We start from the raw sequence: 19,749 nt of genomic DNA, 5'->3' as shown, positions 1-19,749 counted from the left end.
AATTTTTATATTACAATAAGTTTTCGTCTACAAGGTTCGGAAGGGTTACTTTTAAGTTTGGTTCTGCTTCCATCGCTCTTTTAATGGCAAAAACAGCGCCTTCGTTTCTTGCCCAGCTTCTTCTTGAGATTCCGTTGTTTACATCCCAGAAAAGCATGGATTTTAATCTTCTGTCGGCATCATCACTTCCGTCAAGAAGCATTCCGAAACCTCCGTTGATCACTTCTCCCCAGCCTACTCCGCCACCATTGTGAATGGAAACCCAGGTAGCTCCACGGAAACTGTCCCCAATCACGTTGTGAATGGCCATATCTGCTGTAAATCTTGATCCGTCATAGATATTGGAAGTCTCTCTGTAAGGAGAATCTGTTCCTGAAACGTCATGGTGGTCTCTGCCTAGAACCACAGGTCCGATTTCTCCGTTTTTAATAGCTTTGTTGAAGGCTTCAGCAATTTTCATTCTTCCTTCTGCGTCTGCATAAAGGATTCTTGCCTGAGAACCTACCACCAGTTTGTTTTCCTGCGCTCCCTTGATCCATTGGATATTGTCTTTCATCTGCTGCTGGATTTCTTCAGGAGAGTTCTTAACCATTTCCTCTAATACTGCACAGGCAATATCATCTGTCTTCTGAAGATCTTCCGGATTTCCACTGGAACATACCCAACGGAACGGCCCAAAACCATAATCAAAACACATAGGTCCCATGATATCCTGTACATAACTCGGATATTTGAATTCTCTTCCTAATGTCGGATTTTCTGCCATTACATCAGCTCCGGCTCTGGAAGCTTCCAACAAAAAGGCATTTCCGTAATCAAAGAAATAAGTTCCTTTTTCTGTATGTTTATTGATGGCCGCAGCGTGTCTTCTCAACGTTTCCTGAACTTTTTCTTTGAACAACTCAGGGTTTTCAGCCATCATGGTATTAGATTCTTCAAAACTTTGTCCTACAGGATAATAACCACCCGCCCATGGATTGTGAAGGGAAGTCTGATCTGATCCGATATCGATTCTTAAATCTTCCTGATCAAATTTCTCCCAAACCTCTACAACATTTCCAAGGTAAGCCAAAGACACTGTTTCTTTGTTCGCCTGTGCTTCTCTTACTCTTTTTACCAATGCATCAAGATCTTCATGAATCTCATTCACCCATTTCTGATCGTGACGGATTTTCGTGATCTTAGGATTCACTTCTGCACATACAGTAACACAGCCTGCAATATTCCCTGCTTTTGGCTGAGCACCACTCATTCCTCCTAATCCTGAAGTAACGAAAAGTCCTCCTTTCGGCTCTTTCTTGATTTTTCTGAAAGCATTTAACACAGTAATCGTCGTTCCATGAACAATCCCCTGAGGACCGATATACATATAACTTCCTGCCGTCATTTGCCCATACTGAGTAACACCTAATGCATTGAATTTCTCCCAGTCATCCGGTTTGGAATAGTTCGGGATCATCATACCATTCGTTACCACAACTCTTGGTGCATCTTTATGAGAAGGGAACAATCCCATCGGATGTCCTGAATACATTACCAAGGTCTGTTCATTACTCATTTCAGACAAATATTTCATGGTCAGCAGATACTGCGCCCAGTTGGAGAAAACCGCTCCGTTTCCACCATACGTAATCAGTTCGTGTGGATGCTGTGCTACTGCATAATCCAGGTTATTCTGAATCATCAGCATGATCGCTTTCGCCTGCTCAGATTTTCCGGGATAGTCTGTAATAGGTCTCGCCTTCATTTCATAATCCGGACGGAAACGGTACATATAAATCCTTCCGTAATCTTCCAGTTCCTGCTTGAATTCAGGAATCAGTTCTGCATGAAACTGAGGTTCGAAATAACGTAAAGCATTCTTCAATGCCAGTTTTTTCTCTTCTTCCCCTAAAATTTCTTTACGCTTCGGAGCATGGTTGATATTGGTCTCGTATGGTTTTGGTTGCGGCAGCTGATTAGGAATCCCCTGCTGTATCTGTTCTTGGAATGTCATATTACTATTTAAAGGTCTATGTTTTTAAACAATGTTTGAAGTTTTAAAGATATTCAAAATAGGAAATATAGGCAAGAGGGGAAGGAAAGAATGGTTTAAGGTTTAAGGTTTAAGGTTTAAGGTTTAAGGTTTAAGGTTTAAGGTTTAAGCAAAGTTATGAAAACTGTAAATCGACTATCATTTAATATTAAATACTATATTTGAATAAACACACCTCAATTCCCCTCCTTTGTAGGGGTGGATTTCAAAGTTAACAACTTTGGAAGACGGGGTGGTCAAAAACACAACAATGAAAGAAATCCTTACTACTGTAAACGGAATTCCTATCCGCAGGAATTTCGTTGAAAACCTGCCCTACAATCCCTATTTAAAAGCATTATCAAAAGAAAAACGTAAAGCCCGGATTTTGGGAGAAGTGATCTTCTGGAAAAAAGTCCGTGCAAAAAAATTCTATACCATTGATTTTGACAGACAAAGGATTATCGGAAATTATATCGTTGATTTTTATGTAAAAACGCTTGGCCTCATTATAGAAATAGACGGTTCAAGCCATGATGAAAAACAGATTTATGACGGGATAAGAGAAGAATATCTTGAATCTTTGGGGTTGTTGGTTTTCAGGATTAGTGATTTTGATGTGAGGAATAATCTGAGTCTGGTGATGAAGGAGTTGGAGGATTTTATTGTGCTGCATTACGGAACCACCCCGTCTTCAAAAATTTAAAGAATTTTCGAATCCACCCCTCCGAGGGAGGGGAATTACCCTTACCCATATTAGTCGTTATTCAGCATAAAAAAACCTTACTGAAATTCAATAAGGCTGGTTTTTGTATCGTTAAAATTTAAGTTAAAACATCATCGTTTTCTTCTTCATGGTCATCTTCATTATCACTGAGACTCCAGTAGTTGTTTTCTTCATCTTCCTCTCCTATTTCTTCCATTTCATCATCATCCTCAGCTCCAGGGATATCTAACCCTTTATCAATTTTATCTTCATCAAAGTCTTCATCCAGAATAGGATTTCCGTCGCCATCAAGCGAAATATGTTTTTCTCTCTTAAATATATCTTCATTAGGGCTATAATCCATCTGTTCTAACCTCTTGTTTTGCTCATTAATATTTTTCTCTGGTGCCATAGTATTTAAGATTTTAGGTTTATATCATCAGAACAAAAATAATTCCAAGTTATGATGATTGATGAGAATAAACGTCAGGATTTGCACAATTCGGCATTTTTTCATTTTTTGAAAAAGCGATAATATTTCCTGCAGCCAGTCTGGCCATTCCATTTCGGGCTTCTAAAGTCGCAGAACCGATATGCGGCAGAATACAGACACTTGAAAGTCCCAGAATAGGATCATCTGCAGACATTGGTTCCGGATTGGTAACATCCAGACCTGCTCCCCAGATTTTTTTGTCAACGAGTGCCTGATACAGATCTTTTTGATTGTGAAACCCTCCTCTGGCTGTATTAATGAAAATAGCATTCGGTTTCATCTGCTCAAATATAGAATAGTTGAATAATTCTTTCTGCTCTGGGGTAAAATTGGCATGTACACTCAATACATCTGAGTTTCTGATCAATTCTTCAAAAGAAACATAAGCTGCCCCCAGCTCTTTTTCTGCTTTTTCATTCTGATGGCGGTTGTGGTAAATGATGTTCATACCAAAAGCCTTTTTTGATTTTTCAGCCATTTCATACCCGATTCGGCCCAATCCAAAAATCCCCAGTGTTTTTCCATATAATTCCTGGCCCAGGGCGTGTAGAGGATCAAATGCTCCCCAGTTATCATCTTTTACTTTCTGAAAATTATAGCTTGCTCTTCTGGCAACAGACTGCATCAGTAAAAAAGCAACATCTGAAGTAGCTCTGCTCAAAACATCAGGAGTATTCCCTATCGGAATATTTCTTTGCGTAGCTTCTTTAATGTCAACGTGATCAAATCCTACAGAATATAAGGCAATGGCTTTGACATTCGGGCAGGCATCAAAAAAATTCTTATCATATTTGAAATCTCCGCCCACATTGAGTATGGTGTCAGTGTTTTTACAGTAATGAATCCATTCTTCGTAAGAAAGGGTTTCCTTTTCCGGAAATATAAGTTCCAGACCGGCCTCATTCAGCATTTCAATTCCTGTTTCGGGAATTCTTTTATTGATAAAAACTTTCATTGTACTGTTATTTAATGATTTTAAATAAAAAAACCTCACTCTCAAAAAGTAAGGTTATTGAACTTTAATATTAAAAAAATTATTTCTTTTCATCTGAATGTTTGATTCAAAATCTATATATATTTCTGTGATCGTGATTGTATACTGAGGGTTTTAATTCCATCAATTTTCATTCCGAAACGGAGTTAAAAGATTTTAAATTTTGATTAAATCCAAATGATTTTTTTTGAAAAAACGAATAAAAGTCAGCTTCTACTGATAAGATGTTTCTCACAAAGAACTGGTGTTTGAGACCACTAAGTCTACCAAATCTATTCTACTGATTTGTATTTCCAAGCATCGGAACAAATTTATAAGCTCCGAATTCTTCTTTTTCAAATTCTGTAGGGCCTACTTTGGTAAATCTGTATAAAACCTGCTCATCCGTTGGACCTAATGGAATCACCATTATTCCTCCGACATTCAGTTGTTTTAAAAGTTCTGTAGGCAGTGTAGAAGCGCCACATGTAACGATAATTTTATCAAAAGGAGCAAAAGTAGGAAGTCCTGCAAAACCATCCCCAAAGCTTTGGAATTTTGGAAACAGATGAAGTTCTCTGAGTTTCTTTTTGGAAAAATCAAACAGGTCTTTCTGTCTTTCCACCGTATAGACATGAGCTTTCATCGCCATTAACACTGCGGTCTGGTATCCACATCCTGTTCCAATTTCCAACACTTTTTCACCCGGTTTTACCTTCAGTAATTCAGACTGTTCCGCTACCGTGGAAGGATGGGAAATGGTCTGATGAGCCAGAATAGGAAATGCTCTGTCTTCATAGGCAAAATCTTCAAAAATACTTTCGATAAAAAGGTGTCTCGGAACTTCACTCATCGCCGAAAGTACATTTTCATCCGAAATACCAATTCTGTTTCGAAGGTAATCTACTAAAATCTTTCTTTTTCCTTTATGTACAAACGAATCCTGCATTTGACAAAAGTAAGAAATTAGAAATTAGATTTCAGAAATTGAAGCAAAGAATTATCCACAAAAATAAAGCAATCATTTTTTGATTGCTTGGTTTTTATTTCTTAATTCCACTTTATCGGATAAGGTCCGTAAAAATCGCTAAAAGTATTGTCAGCACATTTTTTTCTCACAAAAAAGTTATAATTCAAGGTTTTACTTAATCCTACATAAATAGCTTTTTGACCTGCAAACACCAAATCTCCACTTGCAGGAGGAGCAGAACTTGTTGTCAAAACCGTTTCATATGCGGAAACCCCATCATTTTCCCAGGATACTGTAGCATCAAAACTAGAAGAATTCGCAGAAGAGGTTGTTTTTGAATAGGTTGCATACTCTGGCTTTACACAGGTAGTTGTAGTGCCAGCCAATACGGTAACAGGTCCTGCCCAATGGCTGCGCCCATTAGCTGTTCCACAATTTTTTCTCACATAAAGGTCATATTTATTATCTTTATAGAGAGGAAGATTATAAAAATACTTGTTGGTGACCACTGTAGTTCCCTTTCCCAAAGTGAACCCCTGCTCCCCATACTGTATTTCAAAATATCCTTCTCCCTGGCTGATAAAGCTCCAGGAAAGCTTGTTATTTCCTTTTTCAAATATCAGATTTGTTGGTGTTCCGCATTGAGCCTGCGGATCATATGGACTATCTCCTATACATCCTGCAGTACATAATCCAGAAATGATTACAATCGAAATTATTCTCTTCATAGCTATTTTTCTGACCGTGAATTTAGTATAATTTCTTTAATGAATGAAGACGTTCATTCCTGACTATCACCAAGTGAAAAGTCATGTATTTTATAAATGTACATTCACTATCTTTACAAAAATTTAATACAGCTATGTTAAAAGCAGGTTTGGTAGGTGCCGGACACTTGGGAAAAATACATTTAAAACTTCTTAATCAATCAGATAGATATGAATTTGTAGGTTTCCATGATAAAGATGTTGAAAACGGAAAGAAATTAGAAGCCGAATTCGGATATAAATATTTTGAAAATTTTGATGATTTACTGGAACAGATCGACATGCTTGATATTGTCACTCCTACAGTTTATCATTACGATTACGCTTTAAAAGCTATTAAAAAAGGTCTTCATTTCTTTATTGAAAAGCCGGTAACCCAGACTCTTGAACAGGCAGAAGAAATTCTTCGTTTGTGCCAGGAAAAAGGAATCAAAGCACAGGTAGGACACGTTGAGCGATACAACCCAGCGTTTATTGCTACCAAGGAATACATCAGTACTCCGATGTTTATTGAAATCCACAGACTGGCTGAATTTAATCCCCGTGGTACAGATGTTTCTGTGGTATTGGATCTTATGATTCACGATCTTGATATCTTATTAAGCATTGCGAAATCCAAAGTGAAAAATATCCACGCAAGTGGTGTTTGTGTAGTCAGCAAAACTCCGGATATTGCCAACGCAAGAATAGAGTTCGAGAACGGATGTGTGGCCAACCTTACGACTTCCAGAATTTCTATGAAGGCGATGAGAAAGAGCAGATTCTTCCAGAAAGATGCTTATATTTCCGTTGACTTCCTTGAGAAAAAGGCTGAAGTGATCAGAATGAAAGATGCTCCTGAAAACCCTACTCCATTTGATATGATCATTGAAAATGCAGAGGGAGAAAAGAACCAGATTCTGTTTGAATATCCAAATATCCAGCCTAACAATGCTATTCTGGACGAATTAAATTCTTTCGCTGATGCGATTACTGGCGACAAAAATGTAGAAGTTTCTCTTGAAGATGGAACTGAAGCATTGAAAGTGGCTTTAGAGATTATGAAACTGATCAGTTAACATGAAAATAAAGTCTGCACTATTTTTGGCAGCAATCACAATGCTATCTTGTCATCAGAAAAAAAATGGTTACGAGATAGATTGTGATGATCAAAAAAAGCAGGCACAAAATGATTTCAATTATAAAAATTATACCTGGACCAATTTCTCTGGCTTAGGCTATGATTATCTGGGTGAAAAGGAATTTATCGAGCTTCTGAATCAGAATCATATAAAAACACAGCAAATTCCCATATCTTGTGTAAGATTTCCGAATGATCACTATGAAAACTGCCGGGAAATCGAGATGAACAGACTTATTTTAAAAAGATTCGGAAAGAAATTTATAGACTCATTGCGCTTTACCGCAAAGCAACTGTTTATAAAAAATCATCCCGATGAAATATTTTCATATGAAGAATGTGATGATATTTCGCGCTATCCTAACTCTACCGCAGACAATCAGTTTGAAAAACTACAAACTGATTATCTAAAAAAATTTCCTACTCCCCAAGGATATAAATCAAAAAAGGAAAAGTTTTATTCCTACACTTCAGCTTCTTTTATTATTACTAAAAACGGAAAAATTAAGGATTTATCAGTAAAAAGTGAATTTCAAAACAAAAAAAACAATATATTTGAAAAACAATTCAATAAACAATTGAAAGATTTTGTTTTACACACGCAATGGATTCCTGGCAGAATAAATGGTCTGAATGTAGATTCTTATTATGATGCCACCATTCATTATGACTAATTTCTAAAAAATTCCTATTATTTAAATCATTGAAACTACTATGAAAAGAGCCATTCTATTATCCGTACTTTTATTGTCTCAATTTGGGACATCACAATTACTGAAGACTTCAGGACAAAAAATCGTTAATGATAAAGGTGAAAATATTCAATTGAAAGGTCTTGGGCTCGGCGGTTGGATGCTACAGGAAGGATATATGCTGAAAACTGCTGATTTTGCAGGCCCTCAGTATAAGATTAAGGAGAAAATTGCAGAATTGATTGGTGAAGACGGAATGAATGAGTTCTACAAAGCTTACCTGAAAAATGGAATCACAAAGCAGGATATCGACTTTTTAGCCAAAGCAGGATTCAATTCTATAAGGTTGCCGATGCATTACAACCTTTACACCCTTCCTATTGAAAAAGAACCTGCAAAAGGAAAAGATACATGGCTGGATGAAGGTTTTAGAATGACTGACGACCTTCTTCAATGGTGCACCGATAATAAAATATACCTTATTCTGGATCTTCATGCTGCACCGGGAGGTCAGGGAAATGATGCGAACATCTCTGATAATGACAAATCCAAGCCTTCACTTTGGGCTAATGAAGAAAACCAGAGAAAAACGATTGCGCTTTGGAAAAAACTAGCTGAGCGGTATAAAGATAATCCATGGATTGGAGGGTATGACCTGATTAACGAACCCAATATCAATTTTACCGGGAAAAACCCGAATGGTACAGATGAAATGTCCAATGCTCCACTTTGGAAGCTTCAGAAAGACATCACTGCAGCTATTAGAGAAGTTGATAAAAAACATATTATTTTTATTGAAGGAAACGGATGGGGAAACAATTATAACGGGCTTCCGGCGATCTGGGATAATAATATGGCCTTCAGTTTTCATAAATACTGGAATTACAATGATGATCAAACCATTCAATTCGCGCTGGATCTCAGAGAGAAACACAATATGCCGATATGGCTTGGGGAAACTGGTGAGAATTCCAATGTATGGTTTACCGAGCTGATTCAGCTTTTGGGCAAGCATAATATAGGATACGCCTTCTGGCCGATGAAAAAGATTGATAATATCGCGGGAATTACCAATGTAAAAATCACGCCTGAATATGAAAAGCTGTTGGATTACTGGAAAAACGGAGGTGAAAAGCCTTCTAAAGAATATGCCAAAAAAGCTTTACTACAGATTGCCGACAATTATAAACTGAACAATACGGAAATTAAAAGAGATGTAATTGATGCGATGTTCAGACAGATTACAGATGCTTATACAAAACCTTTCAGAAATCACCAGGCTCCGGGAAGAATATTTGCTTCAGAATATGATTTGGGAAGAATGGGGGCTGCGTATCTGGATAAGGATTTTATTAATCTCTGGGTAAGTGATCCGGCTAAAAGATCGGAATGGAACTCCGGACAGCAGATGAGAAATGACGGGGTAGATATATATAAATGTAATGATAAAGTTACCAATCAGTATTATGTAGGAAAAACAGAAACCGGAGAATGGCTTCAGTACACAGTTCAGTCCAAAGGAGACAAAAGTTATTCGATGGATATCAGATATTCTGCGGCCAACGATTCTAAAATAAGAATTGAAACAGCTTCAGGAAAAGTTTTAGCTACAGTATCATTGGTATCGACAGGTGGAAATGAAAACTGGAAAACGGTATCAGCAAAAAACATCAGCCTTCAGAAAGGGGAAAACAAGATCAGAATTGTCTTTGAAAATGATGGTGTTAATCTGAATTATTTTGAATTAAAATAGTAATAATTGTCTTAAATTGCAGCTCTCTTCCGGTCTTCAGAAGAGGGCTTTTTTAATGATCATATTATGAAAAAAACAGCATTCTTTTTTCTTCTGATTTCAGCATTTACCTTTGCCCAGACTTCTTTATTAGAACAGAAAATAAACTCAATCCTTAAGAACAAAAAAGCTACTGTGGGCGTTTCTGTCCTAGGTTTTGAAAATGGTTTTACATACAATAAAAACGCAGACAAAAAGCTGCCAATGCAAAGTGTATTCAAGTTTCACATTGCCGCAACGGTTCTGAATGCCATAGACCAGGGAAAGCTTTCTCTGGATCAGAAAATTAAACTGGATCAGTCAAATTTACTCGAGAATACATGGTCGCCGCTTCGTGATCAATATGCCGGGAAGAATGCAGAAGTTCCGTTAAGTGAAGTGATTGGATATACGGTTGCCAAAAGTGATAACAACGGCTGTGATATTCTTCTCAGGTTATTGGGAGGAACCCGGACTGTTCAAAAATTCATAGATTCAAAAGGGGTACAAGGTTTTCAGATCAAATATAATGAAGAGGACATGCATAAAGACTGGAATGTTCAATATGAAAATTACAGTACTACAAAATCAGCAGTCGATATCCTTAAAAAATTCTATGACGGGAAAATACTTTCCAAAAAATCTACAGATTATCTGATGAAAGTACTATGGTCTACTTCCACAGGATTGAATAAAATGGTGGAACAACTTCCCAAAAACACTCCCGTGGCAAGAAAAACGGGAGCTTCCGGGAAAAATAAAGCAGGTTTGACAGGTGCGGAAAATGAAATAGGAATCATTACTTTACCGAATGGAAAACATTATGCATTAGCCGTATTTGTCAGTAATTCAACGGAAACGGATGCAGTCAACTGCAGGATGATTTCAGATATTTCCAGGGAGGTTTGGGAATATTTTAATAAGTAAAATTTTAAGCTTATTTTTAAAGCGATTTAACATGAAAAAAATAATAATAACAACGGCTCTATTCGCTTTCACATTCTTTTACGCTCAGAAGAATCAGAATTATTTAGAGATCAGCTACGGAAGTGTATGCTGTGGCCCTGCCTCTGATAAGCCTGTGATGAGCTTTCTGAAAGAATTTAAGAACAAAAGCCAGATCAAAAGCCTGGAAGTCCTGATCCAAAAAGGCATGGGAAGAGAAGGTGAATATACATTGTATGTTGGCACCGACTTTCTTACAAAGAATCAGAAAAAACGATTGATAAGAGGTTTAACGGCTACTGTTTCCAACCAGAATAACAGTAAAAAAAGCCAGAGTGTAGGAAATGTTACCTTTGACTCTACAGCTGTTGTCACACAATCGGATCTTACAGACGCAAAAAATTTAACTATCTATAAAAAATAAAGGAAAAATGATTAAAAACATTGTAGTTATCGGAGCGGGAACCATGGGGAATGGTATTGCACATACTTTTGCACAAAGCGGTTTTAAAGTAAATCTTGTAGATGTATCCCAGGAAGCTTTGGACAGAGGTTTAAAAACCATTACTACGAATCTTGACAGAATCATTGCAAAAGGAAACCTTACAGAGGAGCAAAAAGCTGAAACTTTAGGTAACATCACTACTTTTACAGCATTGAATGATGCTGCAGGTTCTGCAGATCTTATTGTAGAGGCAGCTACAGAAAACCTGGATCTTAAATTAAAGATCTTTGGTCAGATGGATGAACTGGCTCCTGCCAACTGTATCCTTGCAACTAATACTTCTTCTATTTCTATCACAAAAATTGCTGCGGCTACCAAAAGAGCTGATAAAGTAATCGGAATGCACTTTATGAATCCGGTTCCTATCATGAAACTGGTAGAAATTATCAAGGGATACTCTACTTCCAAAGAGACTTTTGATGCCATTTATGAAATGAGTAAAACTTTGGGTAAAGTTCCTGTAGAGGTAAATGATTATCCAGGTTTTGTGGCCAACAGAATTCTAATGCCAATGATCAATGAGTCTATCGAAACCCTTTATAACGGAGTGGCTGGTGTAGAAGAAATTGATACGGTAATGAAACTGGGAATGGCTCATCCGATGGGTCCGCTTCAGCTGGCAGACTTTATTGGTCTTGATGTATGCCTTGCCATTCTGAACGTAATGTATGACGGTTTCAAAAATCCTAAGTATGCTCCAAACCCATTGCTTGTGAATATGGTGACAGCCGGAAAACTGGGTGTAAAATCAGGAGAAGGGTTCTACGATTATTCTGAAAGCAAAAAAGCTGAAAAAGTTTCAAAAATGTTTTTGAAGTCATCTTAAATCAATAATTTTATTTATCTTTGAGAAAGTTAAAACATTAAAAAAATGAAATTACCAAAGTTTTTATTAGCAGATAATTCGGAATTTCCAGAGGATCTATTCGTAGTTCATACAGAATATCCAAGATTTATCCTAAACGTTGAGGAAGAAGAAGTTGAGTGGTTAGATGATCTTGAAGGTGATGATGAAGAAACGATGGCAGACGAGGCTACTAAAGTAGTAGAAGCAGCGTTCAAATGGTGCGACGAAGAGTTGGCTAAGTACGACGAAGAAGAGGAAGATTAATAACACTCTAAACATAAAAAAGGAACTCAATTGAGTTCCTTTTGTTTTTTATTCTGATTTTGTGAATTTCAATAGCAAAAGATTGTCTTTGTACAATTCTAAAGTATTTCCGGAAACCACATATTTGTTAGCTTTTCCCATCATATCCATAAAGTTCTGCTCTACTCCGATGTTGCTGCACATCATTTTCGTAGATCCCATCTGTCCCGCTGCAAAACTTCCTGTAGACGGATCTATTGTAGCTGTTCCGAAATAGTTGTTACATCCTGCATTTCCAGTGATCTTTTCTCCTTCAATATTTAATGTTGGAACTTTACCTTTTACCGTTTCAGCCAGTGTCCATTTTGTGCTGGCAAGAGCAGGCTGAGCTTTCCCTACTTTAGATGCAGACGGGCTTGTCATGGATCCACATGAAGCCAATACTGCCGCTGTACATATACTTAAAAAAAGATTTTTCATTTTTTTCTTTTTGAATTAACCCAAATTTACGGAAATTATATTATTTAAACGGGTTGCCGTGAATTTTATTATTCTTTAACATTTGATATTTTGAATATTTTTCAGAATTATTTTTATGCTCTTGATGATCAAAAAAGGATTGAAAACCTTAATACATAAGAACTTCATGTGCACTAAAGTTGTAACGTAGCCTTTGTCATTCTGAAGGAATCTCTATTACAATTAGCTTATAAAGAGTTCTGAGACTCCTACGGAGTGACAAAGATTGTGGATAAACTGAAGCAGGAAAAACATCACTGAATTAAAATTCAATAGAACGGATTGTAATCCTAAGCTTAGTCAAAGGTAGTCCGTTTTTGACCAACAAAATTCATTTGGCTTTAGCCCAAGCCTAACAACAACGCAATAAAACAAAAAACGGACTTAAACAAGTCCGTTTCTATTATGTTGAAATATGTATTTTCAATGATTAAGATCTCAACTCAGCGTTGAATTCTTTCTGGAAAGCTTTGATCAGAGAATCCATTACCTCTGTAATCTCTTTTTCTTCCAGTGTTTTTTCTTCGTTTAACAGTTCGAAGCTCATTGCATAAGACTTCTTACCTTCAGGAAGATTTTTACCTTCATACACATCGAACAGATTAATGTTTTTAATGAATGGAGATTTGTTCTTCTTAGCTGTCTGATATAAATCCTGATAGTTAACTGTTTTATCAATCAATAAAGCTAAGTCTCTTCTGATTTTGTTGAACTTCGGAATATCTTTGAATTTCAATTCATTTTTAGAACGTAACTCCTGAGCAAATTCCAGTTCAATTTCTGCATAGAAACATTCCTGATCAATATCAAAGTCTTTCAATAAGGCAGGCGCTACTTTTCCGATTCTTACCAATGCTTTACCATCCGCTTCATATACCAATGCATCAGAGAATCTGTCATCAGTTAGAGCTACTTCTTTGTAATCTACAGCCAATCTTTCCAATAAAACTTTTACATACGCCTTAAGGTTATAGAAGCTTACCGCAGATTTTGGCTGAAGCCAGTTTTCTGCAACATCTCTTCCGGAAACCAGTAATGCCAGTTGTTTTCTTTCTTCGTATTTATCTTTTTTGTGATAAATTTTTCCTAATTCGAAGAACTTGATATCCTGATTCTTTCTGTTGATGTTATATACTGTATTCTGAAGAAGTCCTTCCAATAAAGACTTTCTCATGAATGCCAGATCACCGCTTAAAGGGTTCAATAGTTTTACAGCATCTGTTTCGTCTTTTACAGAAGTTAAAGAGTTGTTCATTACTTCATTGAAACCAAGGCCTTGTAAAGTTCTTGCCCAGCTGTTTTCCAGTTCGTCCTGATCGTTAGCGCTTAGCTTAACAGGAGTAAACGAAATCTTCTGTGGAGCATCAATTTTATTGTATCCATAGATTCTTAAAATCTCTTCAATCACGTCAATTTCTCTTGTTACATCTGCTCTGTACGCAGGAACGGAGATTTCGAAACCGTTTGGAATTTCATTTAAAACCTGAATTTCCAATGCTTTTAAGATTTCCTTTACTTTTTCTCTGTGGATTTTTGTTCCTAAAATCTGCTCAATTTTAGAGAATCTAAGGATCACGTAATTGTCCTCTATTTTCTTAGGATATTCTTCCAATAAGTCACCTACCAATTTACCTTCAGCAATTTCCTGAATCATTTTAATAGCGTGAGTGATGGCTGTTCTGGTAAGATTCGGGTCTACTCCTCTCTCAAATCTGAAAGAAGCATCTGTATTCAAGCTATGCGCTTTTGCTCCTTTTCTCACTGCAATCGGGTTGAAGTAAGCACTTTCAAGGAATATTGTTTTTGTAGTATCAGATACTCCTGAGTTTTCACCACCGAATACTCCGGCAATACACATCGGCTTATCTTTACCGTCTTTGATCATGATTTCAGAACCATTTAATGTTCTTTCAACACCATCTAAAGTCGTGAATTTCGTTCCCGGTTTTACTACACCTACTTTCACTTTTTTATCTGCAATTTTATCTGCATCAAACGCGTGAAGCGGCTGTCCGTATCCATGAAGAATATAGTTGGTAATATCTACAACGTTATTAATCGGGCTTAATCCGATCGCTCTCAGTCTGTCTTTCAACCAGGACGGTGATTCTGCTACCTTTACGTCTTCAATCACAGCACCGATATATCTTGGACACAATTCTGCATCTTCAATTTCCAGTTTGAAATCATGAGTTCCTTCGCTATTCAAAACTTCAGAAGCTACTTTATTAAATTGTGACTTCAATTGGTTCGTAGAAAGATAAGCGTGTAAATCTCTTGCAACACCATAGTGAGACATGGCATCTGTTCTGTTCGGTGTTAAACCGATTTCAAAAACCTCATCATTGGTCAACTCAAAATAGTCTGCAAAGTTTTTCCCTACTTCATATTTTGTTTCATCCAGCACCATAATTCCTCCATGATCTTCGCTAAGGCCTAGTTCGTCTTCTGCACAGATCATTCCCTGAGAAACCTCTCCTCTGATTTTTGCTTCTTTAATTTCAAAAAAGTTTCCGGTCTTGTCATAGATTTTTGTTCCAACAACGGCTACAGGAACAGTCTGTCCTGCTTCAACATTCGGAGCTCCGCAAACAATGTTCAACACTTTTCCGTTTCCTACCTCTACTGTTGTCTTCTTCAGTTTGTCAGCATTAGGATGTTTTTCGCAGGTAAGTACTTTACCTACAACAATTCCTTCCAGGCTGCCTCTTACACTTTCAAATTTATCTATCCCTTCAACCTCAAGACCTATATCTGTAAGGAATTCACCGATTCTTTCAGTTTTTGATTCCGTTTTTACAAAGTCCTTCAGCCAGTTGTTTGATATTTTCATTTGTTAATCTATCTACTTATTTAATTCGTCAGATGTGTCCTATGGTTTCATCTGCTCTATTTTGAAACTTTTATTTGAAATCCCACCATTTTCATGGATGATTTTTCGAGCTACAAATGTCGTGTTTTTTTGAGAAATAGAGAAATTTAGAAGCGATTTTAAGATAATAAATTTTCGTTAATCTTTGTGCTGCTGATTCATGAAACTATTGGTCCAATGGTCTCACCAGCTTCTTCAGGCTATCAGAAAATAATACCAACCCTCCGGCCATCATGATAATATCCTTCAATACGAGACGTCCTGCTCCTGACAGATAGGGAAAACCATACTGGGGAGTTGCATAATCTCCCCCCAGATTCGGTACATATACTTCAGGAGTGGTGACCAGAAATGACAGGGTAACCAATGACATTAAAAATGTTAAAGCACCTCCAATTGTTCCAATTTTAGGAAACCAAATCCCCAGTAATACCATAACTCCTATTACAACGATCATTGTCCCTAAACCGTAGGAAAAGGCATATGTTCCGTTTTCCTGATGCCAGTTAATATTTTTCTGAACCACTTTTCCTTCAGGATTTTTATACAAAGTGTATTCTGCAACCCGTTTTTTATCTTCCTTAATAACTTTATGGTCTGCATTTTTGTAGAAAAAACTCATCAAAGGGCTGTTGGCAACGAAAGGAACAATTCCATCAGCTTCATAATGAAAGGCTTTCAAGCCTCCAATCCAAGCCATAACGATGAAAATTGAGATTCTAAGAAAATTGAAAAAGTACGTATCCCATTGTAATAATTGGTGATAAAGTCTGCTGTTTTTCATGTGATTTATTTTTCACCAAAGGTATTCACATGTACAGAGCGCCAACATAGACATTTCGGGACATTACATGGACATTTTTGCCACCACAGAAATTCCTACTTTTTCTCTGTAATTTTTAGGTGAGCAGCCAACGGATTTTTTAAAGTACCTGCTGAAATAAAATTCATCGCCAAATCCTAACTCTGAAGCAATTTCCTTGACAGACCGATAGGTTAAATGAAGCAGTTTCTTAGATTCAAGAATGATTCTCTCATTGATAAGCTGTGTGGGTGTTTTGGCAAATTCTTTTTTTACCGCTTTGCTTAATGTACTATTGGTAATGTTCAGTTTATCGCTGTAAAATGACAGTTCTTTTTCTGTTTTAAAATATGTTTCCAGCAGTTTCTGAAATTCTGCAGCATTTTTATTGGGAAGCTTTTCATTAGAAATTATGCTGTTTTCAATACTGCTTTTCTGTTTGCTTCCGATAGCCAGAATGAGCTGGATATAGGTTTTGATAATGGATTCAGAAAACGGATGCTTTTCACTTTCTTCTTTTTTGATATGATTAAAAAGCTCAAGAATATAATTGAAGTTTTCTTCTGACAGCTCAACCCCGGGATTCAGATAAATATTATTGAAAAGAAGCCCGTTGCAGGCCACTTCTTCTTTATGATATTCTATACAGTAATAATCTCCATGAAAGAAAAGCACATGGATGTTTTCCTCCGATTCAGAAACCAATTTCATCTTCTGATAAGGGGAAAGAAACAGGATATTGTATCCACTATAAGAATAGTTGATGCCATCTACTGAAAAAATACCGAAACCCTTCCACAGAAAAACGCTATAGTTTTCAGTAGTGAATTCCGAAGGAAAATCTGAAGTGTGGTAAGACTGTATCTTTATTTTCATGATGAAAATTGATCGAAATAAACGTTTTAAGTTAGAACAAAACTACTAAAAAAGAGGCACTTTAAAAGTGACAAATAAAGTAATAATAGTAATTTAAAGAATATTACAAATTAAAAACATAACCAATAGAGATTCATTTACTTATAAATAGATTTTTTTTAGAAAATACGGTTTCCCACAATTAAAAATAAAAATTATATATAAATTTAAATTACAAATTTTAAAATAAATGCATTATGAAAAAATTATCACGAAACGAATTGAAAGATTTAAAAGGCGGAACATCTTATGGTGACATGTGCAGTACGGGCAACAATGATATTTGTGCTCAGTACGGACTTGAATGTGGACTTTACATTGGAAGAGATAATTCCGTAGGAGAATGGGCAGCTTTTAGATGTATGTAGATAATTTATCCCCTTTTTTCAAAAGAGGGGATTTATAATAAACTTAAAATGTATAAGAAATATACTTTTAAAAAGGTCATATTACTTCTTTTTTTCCTTGCATATATTATTGTTCCTTCTCAAAGTTTAACAATTATGTATGAACTTGTCTATAGACCTTCAACATTATATAAAAAAACAAAATCCAAAATATATTATCTGGATATTTTAAATCAGGAATCAGTTTTCCGTGATGATACAAGAAAAAAATCAGATTCTATGATCTATTATGGGAATGGCTATGGAATGGGTTATCCTAACATTAATGAGCAAATATATCTGAAAAAAAACCTAAAATCAAATCAATTTTTCAGATATTTCACATCAATGATAAGTAGGGATAAATTTTATATTCCAATTACTAATGTCATGAATTGGACATTAACTGACGATATCAGAATGATTGGAAATATAAAATGTCAAAAAGCTGAAACAACATATGGAGACAGACATTGGACAGCATGGTTTTCTCACGAAATTCAAATATCCGAAGGACCATATATATTTCATGGTTTGCCTGGTTTGATTATAGAAATATATGATGATAAGGAAGATTATTTATTCCGATTAATTAAAACTCAAAAATTTGACCATAAAAATTTATATACATCAGAAGAAAATGGTGGAAAAGAAATCAATTGGGAAGTATTCAAAAAGCTTATGCAGGATTTCTATAATGATCCTTATGCATACATAAAAACATCAGGATATAAAGCAATGACTGATGATGGAAATGGAGGTATGAAAAAGTTAAATTTCAGAGAATCAACTTTTGAAATCCAAAAAAGTTTAAGAGAAAAAAACAATCCTATAGAGCTAAATCAAAAAATTGATTTTAAATAAAATCACCAAACACTAATTCATAAACAAAAGCCGGAAAATTCCGGCTTTCTATTATTTATTATAGTAATATTATAATCCGATTACCGGCATTGATAACATTAAGATATTTTCATTTTCTTCAAGACCATCAAGAGGTTCAATGATTCCTGGTCTGTTAGGCTGAGACATTTTCATGGTAATATCATCAGATCCTAAAATCGTAAGCATTTCTGTTAAGAATTTGGAACTGAATCCGATATTGATATCTTCTCCGTTGTAGTCGCAAGGAATCTGCATGTCAGCTTTATTTGCATATTCAGTATCTTCTGCATGAAGGTGAAGAATATTTCCGGAAAGCTTGAATCTCACCTGATTGGTAGATTTGTTAGACATGATAGACGCTCTTTTGATTGCTCCCAGCAACAGGTTTCTGTTGATGGTCAATACATTTGGATTTTCTTTTGGAATTACCGCTGTATAGTTTGGATATTTACCATCAATCAGTCTACAGATCCAGATATGCTTACCAAAAGTAAATTTAGCCATATTCTCATTGAAGTCGATGGTAACGTCTTCATTAGAACTTGCCAGGATATTTTTGAAAATGTTAAGAGGCTTTTTAGGCATGATAAACTCCATCGGTTCGGCATTCATCAGGTCTGCTCTTTTGTACACCACCAATCTGTGGGAGTCTGTAGAAACGAAATTGGTTTCATTTTCTCCAAACTGGAAAAGCACTCCTGTCATTACCGGACGAAGAGAGTCGTTACTTGTAGCAAATAGTGTGTTTGTCAAAGCTTCAGACAAAACTCCTGCCGGCATCGTTACACTTTGGGAAGCGTCGAATTCCGGTAATTCAGGATAGTCATCAGCATTGTCTAATGCTACTGCGAAATTATCTTTTTCATCTAAAATCTCAAGCTGGCTTCCGGTACCTTCGGCATTGTCTTTGACAACAAATGTCAGAGGCTGTTCACCATATGTCTTGATAAAATCCTGAAAAATTTTAGCAGGAACAGCAAATTTACCTGTATCATCAGACTTTACTTCCAGAGAAGTAACAAGAGTTGTCTCGCCGTCAGATGCTGTAATGGTAACATTATTTCCGTCTAATTCAAAAAGATAGTTTTCTAAAATCGGTCTCGATTGAGAGCTTGATATTACGCCACTTACAGTTTGCAAAGCCTTCTGCAGTTCACCACTTGAAATAATAAATTTCATAGATTTATAAAATAAGTTTCTACAAATATAATAAATACATACAACAAAGAAAAGAATAATATGGAGGAGTTTTTAACAAAGATCCTTAATTTGTTTTGAGCCTTGACATTATGCATATATTTCTTCGAAGAATCATTTTTTATCA

At 36.1% G+C, this 19,749-nt stretch carries 20 protein-coding genes; 10 read left to right on the top strand and 10 right to left on the bottom strand.

Annotated elements, in window-relative coordinates:
• Positions 1–10: 10 nt before the first annotated feature.
• A complete protein-coding gene (locus tag KBP46_RS00480) occupies positions 11–1,996 on the bottom strand; it encodes a urocanate hydratase (RefSeq protein WP_216444366.1) in 1,986 nt (661 codons plus the stop codon).
• A gap of 289 nt (positions 1,997–2,285) precedes the next feature.
• On the opposite strand from KBP46_RS00480, the gene KBP46_RS00475 reads away from it, so the two are divergent.
• The gene (locus KBP46_RS00475; RefSeq protein ID WP_216444365.1) at positions 2,286–2,720 is read left to right on the top strand and encodes an endonuclease domain-containing protein; all 435 of its coding nucleotides are present in this window, start codon (positions 2,286–2,288) and stop codon (positions 2,718–2,720) included.
• 118 nt (positions 2,721–2,838) lie between these two features.
• Here KBP46_RS00475 and KBP46_RS00470 read toward each other — a convergent pair whose 3' ends face one another.
• The 4 genes from KBP46_RS00470 to KBP46_RS00455 form a co-directional block, all read right to left on the bottom strand.
• Entirely contained in the window at positions 2,839–3,132 is a 294-nt protein-coding gene (locus tag KBP46_RS00470; RefSeq protein WP_062671877.1) for a hypothetical protein, read from the bottom strand.
• A gap of 49 nt (positions 3,133–3,181) precedes the next feature.
• Positions 3,182–4,168: a D-glycerate dehydrogenase gene (locus KBP46_RS00465; protein WP_216444364.1), complete on the bottom strand. Its 987-nt coding sequence runs from the start codon at positions 4,166–4,168 to the stop codon at positions 3,182–3,184.
• Positions 4,169–4,484: 316 nt separating this feature from the next.
• Entirely contained in the window at positions 4,485–5,135 is a 651-nt protein-coding gene (locus tag KBP46_RS00460; RefSeq protein ID WP_062671873.1) for a protein-L-isoaspartate(D-aspartate) O-methyltransferase, read from the bottom strand.
• Between the two features lie 101 nt (positions 5,136–5,236).
• The gene (locus KBP46_RS00455; protein WP_216444363.1) at positions 5,237–5,884 is read right to left on the bottom strand and encodes a hypothetical protein; all 648 of its coding nucleotides are present in this window, start codon (positions 5,882–5,884) and stop codon (positions 5,237–5,239) included.
• Between the two features lie 134 nt (positions 5,885–6,018).
• On the opposite strand from KBP46_RS00455, the gene KBP46_RS00450 reads away from it, so the two are divergent.
• From KBP46_RS00450 to KBP46_RS00420, 7 genes are all read left to right on the top strand, one after another.
• Complete coding sequence (locus KBP46_RS00450; RefSeq protein ID WP_216444362.1) at positions 6,019–6,981, top strand: Gfo/Idh/MocA family protein; 963 nt, start codon at positions 6,019–6,021, stop codon at positions 6,979–6,981.
• A gap of 1 nt (position 6,982) precedes the next feature.
• Complete coding sequence (locus tag KBP46_RS00445; RefSeq protein ID WP_216444361.1) at positions 6,983–7,717, top strand: hypothetical protein; 735 nt, start codon at positions 6,983–6,985, stop codon at positions 7,715–7,717.
• Between the two features lie 40 nt (positions 7,718–7,757).
• Positions 7,758–9,488 carry a cellulase family glycosylhydrolase gene (locus tag KBP46_RS00440; protein ID WP_216444360.1) on the top strand — a complete coding sequence of 577 codons (1,731 nt, stop codon included), beginning with the start codon at positions 7,758–7,760 and terminating at the stop codon, positions 9,486–9,488.
• Between the two features lie 66 nt (positions 9,489–9,554).
• On the top strand, positions 9,555–10,433 hold the full coding sequence (gene bla-A / locus KBP46_RS00435; RefSeq protein ID WP_216444359.1) for a CGA/CIA family class A beta-lactamase: 879 nt from the start codon (positions 9,555–9,557) through the stop codon (positions 10,431–10,433).
• Positions 10,434–10,464: 31 nt separating this feature from the next.
• Positions 10,465–10,875: a hypothetical protein gene (locus KBP46_RS00430; RefSeq protein ID WP_062671860.1), complete on the top strand. Its 411-nt coding sequence runs from the start codon at positions 10,465–10,467 to the stop codon at positions 10,873–10,875.
• A gap of 10 nt (positions 10,876–10,885) precedes the next feature.
• Positions 10,886–11,782 carry a 3-hydroxybutyryl-CoA dehydrogenase gene (locus KBP46_RS00425; protein WP_170872097.1) on the top strand — a complete coding sequence of 299 codons (897 nt, stop codon included), beginning with the start codon at positions 10,886–10,888 and terminating at the stop codon, positions 11,780–11,782.
• A gap of 45 nt (positions 11,783–11,827) precedes the next feature.
• Entirely contained in the window at positions 11,828–12,067 is a 240-nt protein-coding gene (locus tag KBP46_RS00420; RefSeq protein WP_002977986.1) for a hypothetical protein, read from the top strand.
• 48 nt (positions 12,068–12,115) lie between these two features.
• Here KBP46_RS00420 and KBP46_RS00415 read toward each other — a convergent pair whose 3' ends face one another.
• The 4 genes from KBP46_RS00415 to KBP46_RS00400 all read right to left on the bottom strand — a co-directional run bounded on the left by KBP46_RS00415 (position 12,116) and on the right by KBP46_RS00400 (position 17,115).
• Positions 12,116–12,526 (bottom strand): META domain-containing protein, encoded by a 411-nt coding sequence (locus KBP46_RS00415; RefSeq protein WP_062671854.1) that lies wholly within the window; start codon positions 12,524–12,526, stop codon positions 12,116–12,118.
• Positions 12,527–12,995: 469 nt separating this feature from the next.
• Positions 12,996–15,398 (bottom strand): phenylalanine--tRNA ligase subunit beta, encoded by a 2,403-nt coding sequence (gene pheT, locus KBP46_RS00410; protein ID WP_216444358.1) that lies wholly within the window; start codon positions 15,396–15,398, stop codon positions 12,996–12,998.
• A gap of 205 nt (positions 15,399–15,603) precedes the next feature.
• Entirely contained in the window at positions 15,604–16,221 is a 618-nt protein-coding gene (locus tag KBP46_RS00405) for a DUF417 family protein (RefSeq protein WP_216444357.1), read from the bottom strand.
• A gap of 63 nt (positions 16,222–16,284) precedes the next feature.
• The gene (locus KBP46_RS00400) at positions 16,285–17,115 is read right to left on the bottom strand and encodes a helix-turn-helix domain-containing protein (protein WP_216444356.1); all 831 of its coding nucleotides are present in this window, start codon (positions 17,113–17,115) and stop codon (positions 16,285–16,287) included.
• A 236-nt stretch (positions 17,116–17,351) separates the two neighbouring features.
• On the opposite strand from KBP46_RS00400, the gene KBP46_RS00395 reads away from it, so the two are divergent.
• Both KBP46_RS00395 and KBP46_RS00390 read left to right on the top strand, forming a co-directional pair.
• Positions 17,352–17,522, top strand: a complete 171-nt coding sequence (locus KBP46_RS00395) for a hypothetical protein (protein ID WP_184935498.1) — start codon at positions 17,352–17,354, stop codon at positions 17,520–17,522.
• 48 nt (positions 17,523–17,570) lie between these two features.
• A complete protein-coding gene (locus tag KBP46_RS00390; RefSeq protein ID WP_123277755.1) occupies positions 17,571–18,404 on the top strand; it encodes a GLPGLI family protein in 834 nt (277 codons plus the stop codon).
• A gap of 69 nt (positions 18,405–18,473) precedes the next feature.
• On the opposite strand, the gene dnaN is transcribed toward KBP46_RS00390, so the two are convergent.
• Positions 18,474–19,604 (bottom strand): DNA polymerase III subunit beta, encoded by a 1,131-nt coding sequence (gene dnaN / locus KBP46_RS00385; protein WP_034699704.1) that lies wholly within the window; start codon positions 19,602–19,604, stop codon positions 18,474–18,476.
• Between the last annotated feature and the right edge of the window lie 145 nt (positions 19,605–19,749).

The sequence above is a fragment of the Chryseobacterium sp. PCH239 genome, from assembly GCF_018924625.1.
GTDB classification, from domain to species: domain Bacteria; phylum Bacteroidota; class Bacteroidia; order Flavobacteriales; family Weeksellaceae; genus Chryseobacterium; species Chryseobacterium cucumeris.
This window is presented reverse-complemented; position numbering and strand designations above follow the sequence as displayed.

What these genes read in the sequence shown, in the direction of transcription:
- KBP46_RS00450 (WP_216444362.1), top strand. Translation starts at nt 6,019, where the DNA reads ATGTTAAAAGCAGGTTTGGTAGGTGCCGGACACTTGGGAAAAATACAT.
- KBP46_RS00470 (WP_062671877.1), bottom strand. Translation starts at nt 3,132, where the DNA reads ATGGCACCAGAGAAAAATATTAATGAGCAAAACAAGAGGTTAGAACAG.
- KBP46_RS00415 (WP_062671854.1), bottom strand. Translation starts at nt 12,526, where the DNA reads ATGAAAAATCTTTTTTTAAGTATATGTACAGCGGCAGTATTGGCTTCA.
- KBP46_RS00465 (WP_216444364.1), bottom strand. Translation starts at nt 4,168, where the DNA reads ATGAAAGTTTTTATCAATAAAAGAATTCCCGAAACAGGAATTGAAATG.
- KBP46_RS00390 (WP_123277755.1), top strand. Translation starts at nt 17,571, where the DNA reads ATGTATAAGAAATATACTTTTAAAAAGGTCATATTACTTCTTTTTTTC.
- KBP46_RS00480 (WP_216444366.1), bottom strand. Translation starts at nt 1,996, where the DNA reads ATGACATTCCAAGAACAGATACAGCAGGGGATTCCTAATCAGCTGCCG.
- KBP46_RS00460 (WP_062671873.1), bottom strand. Translation starts at nt 5,135, where the DNA reads ATGCAGGATTCGTTTGTACATAAAGGAAAAAGAAAGATTTTAGTAGAT.
- KBP46_RS00440 (WP_216444360.1), top strand. Translation starts at nt 7,758, where the DNA reads ATGAAAAGAGCCATTCTATTATCCGTACTTTTATTGTCTCAATTTGGG.
- pheT (WP_216444358.1), bottom strand. Translation starts at nt 15,398, where the DNA reads ATGAAAATATCAAACAACTGGCTGAAGGACTTTGTAAAAACGGAATCA.
- KBP46_RS00445 (WP_216444361.1), top strand. Translation starts at nt 6,983, where the DNA reads ATGAAAATAAAGTCTGCACTATTTTTGGCAGCAATCACAATGCTATCT.
- KBP46_RS00405 (WP_216444357.1), bottom strand. Translation starts at nt 16,221, where the DNA reads ATGAAAAACAGCAGACTTTATCACCAATTATTACAATGGGATACGTAC.
- KBP46_RS00420 (WP_002977986.1), top strand. Translation starts at nt 11,828, where the DNA reads ATGAAATTACCAAAGTTTTTATTAGCAGATAATTCGGAATTTCCAGAG.
- KBP46_RS00395 (WP_184935498.1), top strand. Translation starts at nt 17,352, where the DNA reads ATGAAAAAATTATCACGAAACGAATTGAAAGATTTAAAAGGCGGAACA.
- KBP46_RS00400 (WP_216444356.1), bottom strand. Translation starts at nt 17,115, where the DNA reads ATGAAAATAAAGATACAGTCTTACCACACTTCAGATTTTCCTTCGGAA.
- dnaN (WP_034699704.1), bottom strand. Translation starts at nt 19,604, where the DNA reads ATGAAATTTATTATTTCAAGTGGTGAACTGCAGAAGGCTTTGCAAACT.
- bla-A (WP_216444359.1), top strand. Translation starts at nt 9,555, where the DNA reads ATGAAAAAAACAGCATTCTTTTTTCTTCTGATTTCAGCATTTACCTTT.
- KBP46_RS00455 (WP_216444363.1), bottom strand. Translation starts at nt 5,884, where the DNA reads ATGAAGAGAATAATTTCGATTGTAATCATTTCTGGATTATGTACTGCA.
- KBP46_RS00475 (WP_216444365.1), top strand. Translation starts at nt 2,286, where the DNA reads ATGAAAGAAATCCTTACTACTGTAAACGGAATTCCTATCCGCAGGAAT.
- KBP46_RS00430 (WP_062671860.1), top strand. Translation starts at nt 10,465, where the DNA reads ATGAAAAAAATAATAATAACAACGGCTCTATTCGCTTTCACATTCTTT.